This window comes from Campylobacter ureolyticus (genome assembly GCF_013372225.1).
Lineage (GTDB): Bacteria > Campylobacterota > Campylobacteria > Campylobacterales > Campylobacteraceae > Campylobacter_B > Campylobacter_B ureolyticus.
Map to the genome: position 1 here is coordinate 1,460,669 of NZ_CP053832.1, position 14,159 is coordinate 1,474,827.

Annotated in this window: 17 protein-coding genes; 10 read left to right on the plus strand and 7 right to left on the minus strand. The window is 28.4% G+C overall.

The annotated features are described in order from the left end of the window. Positions 1 to 10: 10 nt before the first annotated feature. Positions 11 to 511, minus strand: a complete 501-nt coding sequence (gene petA, locus CURT_RS07385; protein ID WP_016646661.1) for a ubiquinol-cytochrome c reductase iron-sulfur subunit — start codon at positions 509 to 511, stop codon at positions 11 to 13. A gap of 243 nt (positions 512 to 754) precedes the next feature. Here petA and CURT_RS07390 point away from each other — a divergent pair, with 243 nt between their 5' ends. Then, positions 755 to 1,171: an Hsp20/alpha crystallin family protein gene (locus tag CURT_RS07390; protein ID WP_018712778.1), complete on the plus strand. Its 417-nt coding sequence runs from the start codon at positions 755 to 757 to the stop codon at positions 1,169 to 1,171. A gap of 35 nt (positions 1,172 to 1,206) precedes the next feature. On the opposite strand, the gene CURT_RS07395 is transcribed toward CURT_RS07390, so the two are convergent. From CURT_RS07395 to putP, 3 genes are read right to left on the minus strand one after another with little or no spacing between them, the layout of a single operon-like run. After that, entirely contained in the window at positions 1,207 to 2,073 is an 867-nt protein-coding gene (locus CURT_RS07395; protein ID WP_018712779.1) for a hypothetical protein, read from the minus strand. Beyond that, positions 2,066 to 3,292 carry a DUF2130 domain-containing protein gene (locus tag CURT_RS07400; protein ID WP_018712780.1) on the minus strand — a complete coding sequence of 409 codons (1,227 nt, stop codon included), beginning with the start codon at positions 3,290 to 3,292 and terminating at the stop codon, positions 2,066 to 2,068. Before CURT_RS07400 ends, CURT_RS07395 begins: the two co-directional genes overlap by 8 nt. Beyond that, positions 3,282 to 4,793, minus strand: a complete 1,512-nt coding sequence (gene putP, locus CURT_RS07405; RefSeq protein ID WP_018712781.1) for a sodium/proline symporter PutP — start codon at positions 4,791 to 4,793, stop codon at positions 3,282 to 3,284. Before putP ends, CURT_RS07400 begins: the two co-directional genes overlap by 11 nt. A gap of 146 nt (positions 4,794 to 4,939) precedes the next feature. On the opposite strand from putP, the gene CURT_RS07410 reads away from it, so the two are divergent. The 7 genes from CURT_RS07410 to CURT_RS07440 all read left to right on the plus strand — a co-directional run bounded on the left by CURT_RS07410 (position 4,940) and on the right by CURT_RS07440 (position 10,026). Then, positions 4,940 to 5,371, plus strand: coding sequence for a hypothetical protein (locus tag CURT_RS07410; RefSeq protein ID WP_018712782.1), 432 nt, complete (start codon positions 4,940 to 4,942; stop codon positions 5,369 to 5,371). 85 nt (positions 5,372 to 5,456) lie between these two features. Continuing rightward, positions 5,457 to 6,167 (plus strand): amino acid ABC transporter permease, encoded by a 711-nt coding sequence (locus CURT_RS07415; protein ID WP_018712783.1) that lies wholly within the window; start codon positions 5,457 to 5,459, stop codon positions 6,165 to 6,167. A 4-nt stretch (positions 6,168 to 6,171) separates the two neighbouring features. Next, a complete protein-coding gene (locus CURT_RS07420; RefSeq protein ID WP_026320304.1) occupies positions 6,172 to 6,900 on the plus strand; it encodes an amino acid ABC transporter ATP-binding protein in 729 nt (242 codons plus the stop codon). Positions 6,901 to 6,998: 98 nt separating this feature from the next. Next, positions 6,999 to 7,853, plus strand: coding sequence for a transporter substrate-binding domain-containing protein (locus CURT_RS07425; RefSeq protein WP_018712785.1), 855 nt, complete (start codon positions 6,999 to 7,001; stop codon positions 7,851 to 7,853). 21 nt (positions 7,854 to 7,874) lie between these two features. Further along, on the plus strand, positions 7,875 to 8,600 hold the full coding sequence (locus CURT_RS07430) for a basic amino acid ABC transporter substrate-binding protein (protein ID WP_018712786.1): 726 nt from the start codon (positions 7,875 to 7,877) through the stop codon (positions 8,598 to 8,600). A 33-nt stretch (positions 8,601 to 8,633) separates the two neighbouring features. Then, entirely contained in the window at positions 8,634 to 9,263 is a 630-nt protein-coding gene (locus CURT_RS07435; protein ID WP_018712787.1) for a thiamine phosphate synthase, read from the plus strand. Further along, positions 9,250 to 10,026: an undecaprenyl-diphosphate phosphatase gene (locus CURT_RS07440; protein WP_018712788.1), complete on the plus strand. Its 777-nt coding sequence runs from the start codon at positions 9,250 to 9,252 to the stop codon at positions 10,024 to 10,026. Before CURT_RS07435 ends, CURT_RS07440 begins: the two co-directional genes overlap by 14 nt. Before the next feature lie 17 nt (positions 10,027 to 10,043). On the opposite strand, the gene CURT_RS07445 is transcribed toward CURT_RS07440, so the two are convergent. After that, a complete protein-coding gene (locus tag CURT_RS07445) occupies positions 10,044 to 10,823 on the minus strand; it encodes a sulfite exporter TauE/SafE family protein (RefSeq protein ID WP_018712789.1) in 780 nt (259 codons plus the stop codon). Between the two features lie 73 nt (positions 10,824 to 10,896). Beyond that, complete coding sequence (locus CURT_RS07450) at positions 10,897 to 12,201, minus strand: aminotransferase class V-fold PLP-dependent enzyme (RefSeq protein ID WP_018712790.1); 1,305 nt, start codon at positions 12,199 to 12,201, stop codon at positions 10,897 to 10,899. 168 nt (positions 12,202 to 12,369) lie between these two features. Between CURT_RS07450 and CURT_RS07455 the strand changes: the two genes are divergently transcribed. Then, the gene (locus tag CURT_RS07455) at positions 12,370 to 13,134 is read left to right on the plus strand and encodes a DUF234 domain-containing protein (protein WP_018712791.1); all 765 of its coding nucleotides are present in this window, start codon (positions 12,370 to 12,372) and stop codon (positions 13,132 to 13,134) included. Positions 13,135 to 13,215: 81 nt separating this feature from the next. Here the strand turns inward: CURT_RS07455 and CURT_RS07460 are convergent, their stop codons facing one another. Next, positions 13,216 to 13,413 carry a hypothetical protein gene (locus CURT_RS07460; protein ID WP_018712792.1) on the minus strand — a complete coding sequence of 66 codons (198 nt, stop codon included), beginning with the start codon at positions 13,411 to 13,413 and terminating at the stop codon, positions 13,216 to 13,218. A 120-nt stretch (positions 13,414 to 13,533) separates the two neighbouring features. Here CURT_RS07460 and CURT_RS07465 point away from each other — a divergent pair, with 120 nt between their 5' ends. Then, entirely contained in the window at positions 13,534 to 14,142 is a 609-nt protein-coding gene (locus CURT_RS07465) for a hypothetical protein (protein ID WP_018712793.1), read from the plus strand. Positions 14,143 to 14,159: the final 17 nt, after the last annotated feature.

A 14,159-nucleotide genomic window follows, 5' to 3' on the forward strand; every position in this document is an offset into this window, starting at 1 on the left:
CTAATCCTCCTTATGCTTTACCAACAAGTTTTTCATACTCAGGCCCAACTTCGCCCAAAACTAAAGTTGTTCCTTCTATCTTAAATGGAGGGATATCAAGTCCACGAGGTGGTGGTCCAAAAGTTGCATTTCCACTGGCATCAAAAAGCCCACCATGACAAGCACAAATAAATTGGTTATTTTTAAAGCTTGGAATACAGCCCAAATGTGTGCAAAGCCCGATACAAACTGTATATCTAGCATCTCCAACTACAACATCCCTAGAATCATCAGGTTTCATATCAGATGATTTCTTAAGTATGAAAATAGGTTTTTTTCTCCACTGGGTTTGATAAAGCTCCCCCTCTACAACAGCACTTAAATCAACTGTTGTAAAACCTGCAGCTTTAACGCTTGGAAGCGGATCCCAAGTTTTTTTCATGGCTACAAGTCCGGCAAGTCCGCCAACTGCTGCAACCGCAGTAAAAGAAAGTCCTATAAAATCTCTTCTTTTTTTATTTTCAATAGACATTCTTATCCTTTCATAAAATAATGATTGGTTGATTTTATCTAAATAATTATTAAATTATAATAATTTACAAACATTTGAGTAAATTTTTAGTTTAATTTTAAGCATTAATTCAAAAGCAAATTTATATTTATAAATTTTATTAGCACTTATTATATTAAATTGCTAAAAATACTTGACATTTTTTATAAAGTTTAGTATAATACACTCAATTTAAATAAATAATTTAACTTAAAGGAGAAAATTATGAAAGTTAAAAGATATGAACCATTTATTAGTTTTTCAGAACTTGGAGATAGATTTTTCAATCTTCCATTAAGTAGTGAAAAAAGTATTTCTGGATTTACTCCATCTGTAAATACAAGAGAAGATGATAAAGCATACTACATAGAAGTTGATCTTCCAGGAGTCAAAAAAGAAGATGTAAGTGTTGATTTGGATAAAAACCATATCTCAATAAGCGGAGAGAGAAAAATTAAAAATGAAATTAAAGAAGATGACTACTACAAAGTAGAAAGCGTTTTTGGTAAGTTTAGTAGAAGTTTTTCACTTCCTGATAGCGTTGATAAAGAAAATATACAAGCATCTTTTGAAAATGGAGTACTTGAAATTTTAATCCCTAAAGTAGCACCAAAAGTTGCTAAAAAAATAGAGGTTAAATAAAAATTTGCCACCTATTTGGTGGCAAATTTATAATTTTATTTAAAATAACTAAGTATAAAAACTTGTAGTAAATCTGAACTCTTTTTATTATTTACTAGTTTCATAAATTCATATATTTTTAAATACTGACTAACTTTATTTATATCAAAATATATCTTTTTAGAATGCAAAAATTTAACAAAATACAATGAATATTTGTGAGATAACTCTAATTCTTTTAAAAATTTCTTATCATTTTCCATCTTAGTCAATAAGCTTTTATCCACTTTTTTAGTGCTAAAAACATCTATGATTTTTGGGTATTTGAAATATGGCTCAAGCATGATGTAAGCCAAAGTATCGTCAAAGATAAATCCCATTTCAAGATAGACTTTAAACATTTCTAAGTCATTTTTTAAATACGCCGCTTCTACAATGCTTATTTGCCAAGCCAAATTTATCCTAGAAATATTTTTTAAATCATCGGTTTGATTTTTCAATAAGATTTGTGAAATTTTAATTTTTTCTTTATTTGATAAAAATTTGTTATCTAAAATAGCAACAAGAGGCGTATAAGTATCTTTTACTAAGTAGCTAATATTTAAATCATAATTAGTTAAAATTTCCAAAATTTCAAATTTGCAAGTTTTAAAATCTAAATTATCCAAAATTTCTCTAAATTTTGAGTTTTTTATTTCATCAAATTTAAGAGTATCTAAATTTAAAACAAAGTCTAACGCCCTTACACCTTTGATTTGTGAGTTTGCTAAACTTTTATTTTTATCAAGCATATGTTTTAAATCATCATATTTTTTTAAATAACAACTATTTATTATCTCGTCAAAAAAATCATCTACTACATTTGCAAAGCATAAATTTACAAAACAAAAAGTTAAAGCTATTTTCCTGAAAGACTCATTCATCTTTTAATTCTAATATATTGTCAATCTCCAAGCTCTCAACACTTGCCACACTTTCACCGGCAATGCCTTTTATCTCACCAAACATATCAATAGCGCTATCTCTTGCTTTTTCTATAGCAATTTCTCTTTCTTTCCAGATCTTTTTCATCGCATTTTGCTCTTTTATTAGGCTATTTTGCATATTATTAAAACTTTCAACAACCATTTCAACTTGCATTTTAAATTTATTTGAAGTTAGATACTTATATAAAAGCCCCATTTTTAAATCAGTATTTTGAGAATTTACTTTTGCACTTGATATTTTTATGATGCTTTCTCTAAGCACTGCGCAAAGTCCTTTAAACTCGTCAAAACTACAAACCCAAATGCCATCCATTAGTCCCATTCTATCAAATTCTTTTGGCATAGTTTGAGTTACTAAAACCCCGATATCTGCACCACTTTGAAGCATATCATCTTTTAGTTTTGCTATCCAATCAGAACCAAAATTTTTAGTTCTTTTGCTTTCATAAATTATTTTTCCGCACTTAATGCCAAATTTATTTTTTACGATATGTTCACAATCAGCACCATTTTTACCTTTTGGAACTTCCATAATCTCATCAAGTGGAAATTTCGCACTTAAAAACTCCTCAATAGCAAGTTCCATAACCTCACCTTGGAGTTGCTGTGAAGTAAGTTCACTTTTTCTTTTTAACTCATTAATTTGTTTTATTAAGTCATCTTTTTGCTTTTCAAATTCCTTAAATTTGAGTTCATTTTCATCATTTAATTGTTTTGAAATTTTTTCTTTTTCATCTTTTATTTTTTCATTTAAGGCTGCTTGCATTTTAACTTTATATTCTGATTCAAGCTCTAAATTTTTGCGCTTTAGTGCTTCAATCTCGGCAGTTTGTTTATTAAGCTCTGAAATTTTAGCTGATTTATCTAAAAGCTCTTTATTTAATGATTCGAATTTTTGCAAATTTTCTTTTTCAAGTTCATTTTTTAAAGCATTTTTTAAATTTATTTTTTCCTTTTGAAGTTCTAAATTAAGAGCATTTTGTAAATTCTCATTAAATTTTGCCTCTTTTTGTTTTAAATTTAATTTCTCTTTTTCTAGCTCATTTTTAATTGCTATAAATTTTAAGTTATACTCTTTTCTTAACTCTTCTTTTATGCTTTCATTTATTGGAAACTCACTGCCACATTTTGGACATTTTACTAGGTTATTTACCATCATCACTTCTTTTTTTCATTTTTTCAAACTCTGCAAAAATAGCACTTTGTTTTGGCTCATCCGTCATTTTTCCTAAAACTTCACTATATTTATTTACTAAAATTATTACAAGACTTGAAACAAAAAAGCCAGGAAGTATTTCATAAACCACACTTGATAGATTAAAAACTATCCATAAAATAACTATTCCACCACCACTTACCATTCCAAGAAGTGCTGAGAGTGCGGTCATTTTTTTTGAATATAAGCTAAACAAAAGCACTGCACCAAAACTAGCGCCAAATCCAGCCCAAGCATTTCCTACAACACCTAAAACAGTATTTTTATAAACGAAAGCTAAAAATGTTGAAATTACAGCTATAAATACAACTGAAATTCTACTTATTAGTGTTTGGGTTTTTGCACTTACATCTTTTTTATAAAAAGCAAAAATAAAATCCTTTGTAACTGAACTTGCTGTAACTAAAAGTTGACTTGACATAGTACTCATTATAGCAGCCAAAACAGCAGTTATAATAATTCCTACAAAAAATGGATGAAATAGTGTCTTGCCAAGTTCTAAAAATACAGTTTCAGCATCTTTTAGGTTAATTCCTTGCTGATTAAAATAAACAAAACCAATAAGCCCACTGCAAACAGCACCCAAAAGCCCCAAAGCCATCCATGAAATTCCTATATTTCTAGCTTGATCAAGCTCTTTTGAACTTCTTATAGCCATAAATCTAACTATTATATGAGGTTGTCCAAAATATCCAAGCCCCCAAGCAAGAAGTCCCAAAATACCTAAAAATGTCTGATTTGAAAATGGATTTAAATGTTGACTAGAAGCGATATTTCCATATCTTAAAACTTCTTTAAAAAAACTTGTATTATTTAAATCAAGTGCAAAATATGCTCCAAGAGGAATTATGATAAGCACCAAAAACATAAGCGCACCTTGAAAAGCATCTGTTAAACAAACAGCTTTAAAACCACCAAAAAATGTATAAAACACAACAATTAAAGTTGTTAAAATTGCTCCAAGTGCAAAAGGAAGCCCAAAAAAACTAGCAAATGTTTTTCCGCCTGCAATTACCCCACTGCTTACATAAAGTGTATAAAAAACTAAAATAACAAGTCCTGAGACAATTCTTAAAACTTTTGTTTTATCTTTAAATCTATTTTCTAAAAAATCAGGTATTGTTACACTATCATCGGCTACTTCTGTATAAACTCTAAGTCTTTTTGCTAAGAATTTATAATTACACCAAGCCCCGATTGTAAGTCCAATAGCTATCCAAATATTGCAAAGTCCACTTAAAAAAATCGCTCCAGGAAGCCCTAAAAGCATCCATCCACTCATATCGCTTGCCCCAGCACTTAAAGCTGTAACAAAAGGACCAAGGCTTCTATTATCTAATAAATATTCGTTTAATCCAGCATTTTTATTATAAGAAATTTTCCCTATAAAAAGCAAAATCACAAAATAAAGCCCAATAGCTAAATATGTACTAAAATCCATAACTCTCCGATCGCTACAAAAAATAATTCTTTGATTTTATCTAAAATTAAATTAAATATATCTTTTAGTTTTTTAATTGATTTAAGTCATTAGAATTTACATTTAAATTAGCTAGAATTTATAAAATATTTTTTATAGGAATTAAAATGTATTTTTTTGCTTTATTTATGCATTTACTTTGTGCGATATTTTTTATAGGATATGTATTTTTTGATGCCATCATTTATCCTTTTTCTAAAAAAAGCATTGATGAAAAAACTTATAAAAGCGTTAAGAAAGCTTATACAAAAGGAAGTGGGGTTGTTTTTGGCGTGATATTTTTACTGCTTTTAATAAGTGGAATTTGGCTTGGAAGTCATTATATCGGCATTTCAAAAGGATTTTTTAACTCAAATTTACAAATTTTTTTAAGTCTTAAAATTCTTACGATTATTTTTATGTGCGTTATAACTTTTATTTCAGTATATTTTGTAGCTATATTAAAAAAACCAGATCCATTTGGCAAATTTTCACACCTCATTGCTTTAGTTTTATGCATAATAATCGTATTTTTTGCTAAAGCTATGTGGCATTTATAAATTTAAAAATAAATTTCTTAAATTTAAGCTAAAAAATATCAAAATTTCAGTATTCTTTTAGTTTAAATTTTTTAAAGGCAATTGATTGAAAAAAGAAAATATCTTAAAATTTTTATTTTTTATAATAGTTATCATAGTAGCAGTTTATTATACATATCCAAAGGATTTAAGTCAGGCACAAAAACTATCTTATATAACAAGCTATTGGGTAACGATTAAACTTACTGTTGGTGGTATTTTTATAGGTATAGTTTTAGGTTTTATTTTGGCATTTTTAAAATTTTTAAATATAAAAGTTTTAAATTTTATTATTGATGAATATATTGATTTAATACGTGGAACGCCGATACTAATACAACTTATGGTTTTTGCTTTTATAGTTTTTGCAGCTTGGTCAAATAGTCTTTATGCAGCAATAATTGCTCTTGGTCTAAACAGTTCTGCTTATGTTGCTGAAATAGTAAGATCTGGTATAAATAGCGTAGATAAAGGACAAATGGAAGCAGCAAGAGCTATGGGACTTAGCTATGGAGTTTCGATGAGAAAAGTAGTTTTTCCACAAGCTATAAAAAATATTTTACCAGCTCTTGCAAATGAGTTTATATCACTTTTTAAAGAAACTTCGGTTGTTGGAATGATAGGCATATTTGACTTAACAATGTTTTCACAAAGTCTTCAAGCTACACTTTTTACAGCTCAACCTATACTTTTTGCAGCAGTTATTTACTATGCGAGTGTGAAATTTTTTACTCTTTTAGCAAAAATACTTGAAACAAGGCTTAACAAAAATGACTGAAAATTTGATAAAAATTAAAAATTTGTATAAAAATTATGGAAAATTAAAGGTTTTAGATGGTATTTCTACTGAGATAAAAAAAGGTGAAGTTGTCGCTATAATTGGACCAAGTGGTGGTGGTAAAAGCACATTTTTAAGATGTATTAACCGCCTTGAAGAACCAAGTAGTGGTGAAATTTACATAAAAGATCAAAATATTTTAGATAAAAATGCAGACATTAATAAAATTCGCCAAAAAGTTAGTATGGTTTTTCAACATTTTAATCTTTTTTCCAATAAAACTGTTCTTGAAAACTTAACTTTAGCTCCAATTAATGCAGGAATTTATAATGAAAAAAAAGCAGAAGAAATTGGGCTAAATTTACTAGAAAAAGTTGGACTTAAAGACAAGGCAAATGAATATCCACACAAACTAAGCGGTGGTCAAAAACAACGCGTTGCAATAGCAAGAAGTCTAGCGATAAACCCTGATATTATTTTATTTGATGAACCAACTTCTGCACTTGATCCGGAGATGGTTGGTGAGGTTTTGGCCATCATGAAAGATGTAGCAAAACAAGGCATTACAATGCTTGTTGTAACACACGAAATGGGTTTTGCAAAAAATGTCGCAAGCAGAGTGTTTTTTATAGATAAAGGAAAGATTGCAGTTGATAAAAAACCAAGTGAGTTTTTTACAAATCCAGAAAATAAAAGGCTTGAAGACTTTTTAAATAAAGTTTTAAATCATTAAATTTCATATTAAAATGCAACTCATTTAATCTTTGTAATGTAATATTCTTTACAAAAAGTCAAATTTAACAATTAAAAAAGCAAAAGAATTAGGAATTTATGGTAAAATGGTGTGAAAATTTATATTTGGAGCAAAAGATGAAGAAAATAATGAGTTTTTTTATGGTGTTTTTTTTAGCAAACTTTCTTAATGCTGAAACTCCTGAACATACAAAAGAAGCTAAACCTCTAGCAACACAAGAGCAACCACAAGCAGCACAACCAAAAGAACAAGATCAAGAAAACAAAAAAGTGTTAATAGTTGGAACAAATTCAAATTATAAACCTTTTTCATATATTGGTATGAGTTTTGAACCAATTGGTTTTGAAATTGACTTAATAAACGCTATTGCTCAAAAAGCTGGATTTGAATATGAGATAAAAGATATGAATTTTGATAAAATTATCTCATCTATTCAAGATGAAAGTATAGATATGGGCTTATCATCTATTAGTATTACTGAAGAAAGAAAAGCGCTTGTTGATTTTTCACATCCATATTTTCAAACAAAAACTGTCTATTTAAAAAAGGCAAATAATGGCAAAATAAAAGACAAAGAAAGTCTAAATGGAAAAATAGTATCTGCACAAAAAGAAACTGTGTTTGAAAAAATTGCCTCATCGATAGAAGGCGCTCAGATTGAGCCTTTTAACACACCCGATATTGGGATAATGAATTTAAAACAAAACAAAGTAGATGCTATAATTTTAGATTTAATAGTTGCAAACGACTACCTTAGTAAAAATAAAGATTTAGTTAAATTTTTTGAAGAAGGTGATGGAACTGAAGGTTTTGGTATAGCTTTTACAAAAAGCAAAAATGAAGCTTTGATAGCAAAGATAAATGAAGCTTTAGAGGAATTGAAATCTGATGGAACTTATGATAATTTGCTTACAAAATATCATTTAAAATAAATTTTTAATAAAAGGATAGATATGAAAAAATTTTTAAAAATTTTATTAGTCGTGTTAGCATGTTTGAATTTGGCAAATGCTAAGAGTTTAAAAGTTGGAACAAATGCAAGTTTTCCTCCATTTGAATTTATTGATAAAAACTCACAAATTGTTGGTTTTGATATGGACTTACTAGATGCAATTAGTAAAAAAATAGGTTTTGAATATGAGATAATAAACATGGGTTTTGATGGGCTAATACCAGCTTTAAAAAGCGGCAAAATAGATATGATAGCAGCTGGAATGAGCGCAACTGAGCAAAGAAGAAAAGCAGCTGATTTTACAAAGCCTTACTATTCAACAGAAAATGTTTTTTTAAAAAAGGCTGATAATGATTCTATAAAGTCAAAAGAAGATATTAAAGGCAAGATTGTCTCAACTCAGCTTGGCACAGTTCAAGAAATAGCTATGAGAGAATTAAAAGATATTAAAGTATCAACTATGAAAGATCCATTTAATGTAATAATGGCTTTAAAAAATGGCAAAGTTGATGTTGCAGTATTTGACTCATCAGTAGCTTATGGATACTTAAAAGAAAATCCTGACTTAGTAGCTTTTCACACAGAACCTGATGGAAGTGATGGTTTTTCATTTGCTTTTAACAAAGGCAAACAAGATGAGCTTATAAATAAATTTAATAATGCTATTGAAGAGCTAAAAGCAGATGGAACTTACGATAAAATTTTAGTAAAATACGATCTTAAATAAAAAAAGCCCCAAAATCTTGGGGCTTAATTACGCATGAAAAATCAACTTTATACATTAACTGATGACTTTTATACCCCGGATAGCACTATTTTTACCCAAGTTTTAGAAATGCTAGAATCAGGAATTAAACTTATACAATACAGAAGTAAAAAAGAAAATAAAGATGAAAAAATTGTTGGGAATTTAGTCTCTTTATGTGAAGACTTTAATGCATTTTTAATAATAAATGATGATTTAAATTTAGCCAAAAAAGTAAAAGCTCACGGTGTTCATTTAGGAATGGATGATGCAAGTTTAAATGTTGCAAAAGAATTTTTAGGAAAAAACAAAATTTATGGAATAAGTTGTTATGGAGATGTTAATTTAGCTTTAAAAGCTCAAAATGAAGGTGCAACTTACGCAGCTTTTGGAGCTGTTTTTAATTCTACCACAAAAAAAGAGGCTCAAATTTGCGATATAGACAATATTGATTTTTCAAAATTAAACATTAAAACTTGTTTGATAGGTGGCATAAACGCTTCAAATTTAGATAAAATTTTATATAAAAAAGCTGATTATTTAGCTATTGTAAGTGCGGCTTACAAACCAAACTCAATCACAAAAAACTTAGCAAATTTAAAATTGATAATAAATAAAAATAAGGAAAAAAATGACAATATTTGATACCATAATTTTAGGCATAGTTGAGGGACTAACCGAATTTTTACCAGTTAGTTCAACAGGACATTTAATACTAACTTCGCATTTGTTGAATTTAGAACAGACAGATACTTTAAAATGCTTTGAAGTAGTAATCCAGCTTGGCTCAATTTTAGCAGTTGTTTTTATGTTTTTTAAAAGACTTAAACAAGATATAAATTTATGGATAAAACTTATAATTGGCTTTATTCCAACAGCATTGATAGGTTTTTTACTATACTCATCAATAAAAGGACTTTTTAGTCCAAAAATTACTGCTTATATGCTTATAATTTGGGGTATTATTTTTATTATAGTTGAACTTTTTCGTAAAAAAAATCCTCCTAAAAATGAAATTCAAAAACTTGAAGATATAACTTACAAGCAAGCATTTATAATAGGTCTTTCACAATGTTTTGCAATGATTCCTGGAACTTCTAGAAGTGGTGCAACTATCATAATTGGACTTTTAAGCGGACTTAGCAGAAAAACAGCAGCAAGTTTTAGTTTTTTACTTGCAATTCCAACAATGTTTGCAGCAACTTTTTATGATACTTATAAAAATTTAAATATTTTTAAAGAAAATTTATCCCAAATTTGGCTATTTTTAATAGGTGGTTTTGTAGCATTTGTTGTTGCACTTTTGGCAATAAATTTATTTTTGAAATTTGTAAGCAAATTTGATTATATTCCTTTTGGAGTTTATAGAATTATTATTGGAATTGTATTTTTATTTTTTGTGCTTTAAAGTTATAGTTTTATAACTTAGATAAACTCAAAAAGCATTTTCATACTTAAAATAAACAAAAATATTCCAAAGATTTTTTTTACATTTTGTGATTTGATATTATGAACTATTTTAACTCCAAGTGGTGCGAATAAAAAGCTGGTAATTGTAGTAAAAAATACAGCTTTTAAATTTACATACCCTATTATAAACTCACTTAAATTTGTATTTTGCCAGCCACTTACGACATAGCCAAAAGTACCAGCAATAGCTAATGGAAAACCTATAGCAGCAGATGTTCCAATAGCTTTTTTAATATCAACTCCTTGAGAAGCGATATATGGAACACTTAAACTTCCTCCACCAATCGATACTATTGCTGAAACTGACCCTATGATAAGTCCTGCGATAAATTGAATATACTTTTTATAAATTCGCCTTGTTTTACTTACGCTTTTTGAAAAAAACATTCTTAAAGCTGAAATAAACATATATAAACTAAAAACCATAGCAAGATAAAAAGCTGGTATAAAAGAGGCAATAAATGCGCTTAGCATGGTTCCTATTATGATTCCAGGAACAATTAATTTAAGCAAATCCCACCTAATAGCATTATTTTTATTATGAGCTAAAAAACTAGATAATGAGGTTATTATTATGGCACACATGCTACTACCAAGAGCCAAATGTATTGCATCGCTTATGCCTTCTTTTAAAAAAATCATAGTAAAGATGGGAACCATTATACCCCCACCACCGATGCCAAACATTCCAGCACACACACCAACAACGCATCCTAAAAACAAAAACTCTATCACAAATTTTCCTTACACATCTTTTTAAAATTTATATAAAAACATAAAATAAAAATTTGATAAAATTAAATCACAACTAACAAAGATGTTTTCCACCTGTCATTTTAACTTTTTCTCTTAGTTTAATAACTGCTTTTATCGCACTTATTAAATAATCAATATCATCTTTTTCATGTGTATAATTAATACTAACTCTTACAAATCCTGGCTTACCATCTTTTAAAAAGTCTCTTCCATCTTCCATTTGCATTAAATCATGCCCATAAGGTCCTGCACATGCACATCCTGCTCTAGTTTCTACATTGTATTTTTGGCTAAGAAGAGTTGAAAAAGTATATGGATCAAAACCCTTTACATTAAATGAAAATATTGGAAGTTTATTTTTAACATCTTTGGCATATAATATTATATCTTCAAGTCTTAAAATTTTTTCTAGAAAATATTCTTTTAATTCAAGTTCTTTTTTTTCTATGTTTTCAAGTCCAATATCATTTCTAAGCTTAAAGGCTAAATAACTCCTAATTAGCTCTGTAATTCCAGGTGTTCCTGCATCCTCAAGCTTTTCCTTATCTATTTTATAAATTTGAGTTTTTCTATCAACGTATCTTACTGTTCCACCAGCTGCAAAAGTCGGCTCATCACTTACACAAAGCTCTTTTTTCATAATTAAAATTCCACTTGATCCAACTCCACCTAAAAGCTTATGTGGCGATATAAATAATGCATCATAAAAACCAGGATCAATTTGCATGTGAGATGCCACGCTTGCTGCATCTAGTGCCACTATCCCGCCAAATGATTTTATAGTTAGATAAAGCCTTTTGTAATCAGTCAAAACACCTGTGATATTCGAAGCTACACTAAAAGAAGCAATTATTTTTCTACCTCTGTTTTCTGATAAAATTTGAGTCAAAGCGTTAAAATCAATTTCACCTTTTTCATCTAATGGCACTCTTTTTACCTCACAAAGCCCTGCTCTATAACTTACCTCGTTTGAGTGATGCTCGTATGGAGAAACTAAAACTAAAGGTAGATTTTCTAAACTTTTAATATCAAGTTTTAAAAACTCCCTACTCATCGGTGGAATGTAAATTCCCATAAGTTCTTGAAATTTTTTAATTGTTGCAGTTGCTCCAAAACCACATGAAAAAAGATAAAATTTATCATCAAGTTCTAATAAATTTTTTAAACCAATTTTTGCTTTTTCATAATACTCACTTGTAATTCTTGCGTGCTCACTAGCTTCTGAGTGGGTATTTGCATAAGTTTTTAAAATTCTTAAAATTTCATTTTCTATAGGTCTGTATGCCAAACCAGAAGCCGTCCAATCAAAATAAAAAACACCTTCTTTTAAGATAATATCTTCTTTATTTATATTCAAACTATTTCCTTGAATTTTTGTAAATTATATCTAAATTTGGTAAAATGACACTAAAAAAGGAGGATTAGAATAAACGCTTTAAAAATCACAGCAAAAAGATTTCCAAATCTAAATATAAGCGAACTTTTAAAGTTTCATTTTGTATTTGATGACTTCTTTTTTGAAAATTTGAGTGATATAAAAATTTATAACAATATTTTTGAAGCTATAAAAAATGAAATTTTATACAAATTTGATGAATTTATTTTTGATTTAAGCAGTGATGAAAAACTTGCTTTAATGAAATTTGCAAAAAGCGATAGGAAAAAATACGGGCTTAATAAGATCTTTCCTCGCTATAAATCTCAAAAAATTGTAAATGATTTACTTAATAAAAATTATATAATTTTAGAAAAAACTAGAGAGAAAAAACCTGCTCCAAAACATCCAAAGGAAAAGCTTCCAAGGCATTTACGAAGATATGTTATGCATGATAAAATTCATTTTAAAAGTAACTTTTTAAGATTTTGGTTTAGATTTGTAGAGCCAAATTTAACCCTACTTAAAAGAAATAAATTTGATGAAGTTTTGGAAAAAATAAAGTGTGATTTTGATAATTACTCAAGCCTAGGATTTGAAGCATTAAGTTGTGAGCTTTTAAAAAAAAGGCTTGACTTAAAAGAGGTTGAAATTTACAGCTTTTGGACAAAGGAATTTGAAATAGACATTTTTGCTAAGCTTAACGGTTTTTTCATAGTTGGCGAAGTAAAATACAAAGAGAGAAAAGTTTGTAAAAATATCTTAAATTTAATAGACTTAAAATGTCAAAAACTAGGAATTTCACCACACATAGTAGCACTTTTTTCAAAAAGTGGCTTTAGTAAGGAACTAATAAATTTAAGAAGTGAAAATTTACTTTTATTTGAGCTAAATGACTTCAAAGATTTAGTCTAAATTTCAAAAAATTATTTTAAAAATTTAATTATTATATTTAAAATATATTTAACCATTTTCATTATTTGGCTTTTAGCTAACCTAGCTATTTTCAGGAATTGCTTCTTTTATCATCTCTTTTACTTTTTTATTTGTTTCTTCATCAAGCGAAATAGCTTCTCTAAGAATAAAAGAAGCCTCTATAATAGCATATAATTCAGGCTTTGTCGTTCGCCACCTTTGAAGTGTTCTAGTTGTAACTCTTAAAATTCTTGCTTTGTCTTGTTGAGTGTATTTCATAATGAAAAGATATCTTTTTGTTTATTAAAAGAAAATTGCGAAATATTATCGTAAATTTATTAAAAATTTAGACTTTATTTCATATAATTAAAATAATATATTTAAGATAAGGGGTTAAAAATGAAAGATATTGATGATATTTTTGATATTCGCTCATTAGCTGAAAAATTATTTTCAGTTATGAATGAAATAGGAAAAGGTATACCTTCAAATGTCACGCCTGAAGATATAAAGGATATTGCTTTATTTCATAGCAAAGGTGCAGCCGCGGCTGGAGTTGCAAGTGGTTGGGTGCCTGGTTTTGGTGGAGCTATAGCAACTGCGACAATAGCAGGATTTGTTTGGGGTATGTACTTAAGAATAAATAATAAAATAGGACTTTCTATCTCAAAAAATATACTAAAAACGTTAGCTGGCGGTATAGTTGCAAATTTGGCTGCTTTTACTGTTGGAGCCATTGCAGTAACTACAACATTGCCTTTTATTCCTATCGTGGGTAATGTTGGGGCAATGGTTATCATGGGCGGTATAGGTTATGCAATTACAATCGTAAGTGCTGGGATTTATCTTGCAATACTTACAAAATTTTTTCAAACCAAAGGTGGTGATATTAATAAAATGAGTGCTGATGATTTAAAAGACTTAGCAAAAGAAGTAATTGATAACAACGATGTTGAAAGTGCTTTAAAACAAGCAAAAAAGGCTTATGAAAAAGAACATAAAGAATAGAATTTTACAATTTAATT

Bases quoted from the DNA above. Each gene is read 5' to 3' on its own strand.
- CURT_RS07430 (WP_018712786.1), top strand. From the start codon at position 7,875: ATGAAAAAATTTTTAAAAATTTTATTAGTCGTGTTAGCATGTTTGAAT.
- CURT_RS07390 (WP_018712778.1), top strand. From the start codon at position 755: ATGAAAGTTAAAAGATATGAACCATTTATTAGTTTTTCAGAACTTGGA.
- CURT_RS07460 (WP_018712792.1), bottom strand. From the start codon at position 13,413: ATGAAATACACTCAACAAGACAAAGCAAGAATTTTAAGAGTTACAACT.
- CURT_RS07440 (WP_018712788.1), top strand. From the start codon at position 9,250: ATGACAATATTTGATACCATAATTTTAGGCATAGTTGAGGGACTAACC.
- CURT_RS07465 (WP_018712793.1), top strand. From the start codon at position 13,534: ATGAAAGATATTGATGATATTTTTGATATTCGCTCATTAGCTGAAAAA.
- CURT_RS07400 (WP_018712780.1), bottom strand. From the start codon at position 3,292: ATGGTAAATAACCTAGTAAAATGTCCAAAATGTGGCAGTGAGTTTCCA.
- CURT_RS07435 (WP_018712787.1), top strand. From the start codon at position 8,634: ATGAAAAATCAACTTTATACATTAACTGATGACTTTTATACCCCGGAT.
- CURT_RS07425 (WP_018712785.1), top strand. From the start codon at position 6,999: ATGGTAAAATGGTGTGAAAATTTATATTTGGAGCAAAAGATGAAGAAA.
- petA (WP_016646661.1), bottom strand. From the start codon at position 511: ATGTCTATTGAAAATAAAAAAAGAAGAGATTTTATAGGACTTTCTTTT.
- CURT_RS07410 (WP_018712782.1), top strand. From the start codon at position 4,940: ATGTATTTTTTTGCTTTATTTATGCATTTACTTTGTGCGATATTTTTT.
- CURT_RS07395 (WP_018712779.1), bottom strand. From the start codon at position 2,073: ATGAATGAGTCTTTCAGGAAAATAGCTTTAACTTTTTGTTTTGTAAAT.
- putP (WP_018712781.1), bottom strand. From the start codon at position 4,793: ATGGATTTTAGTACATATTTAGCTATTGGGCTTTATTTTGTGATTTTG.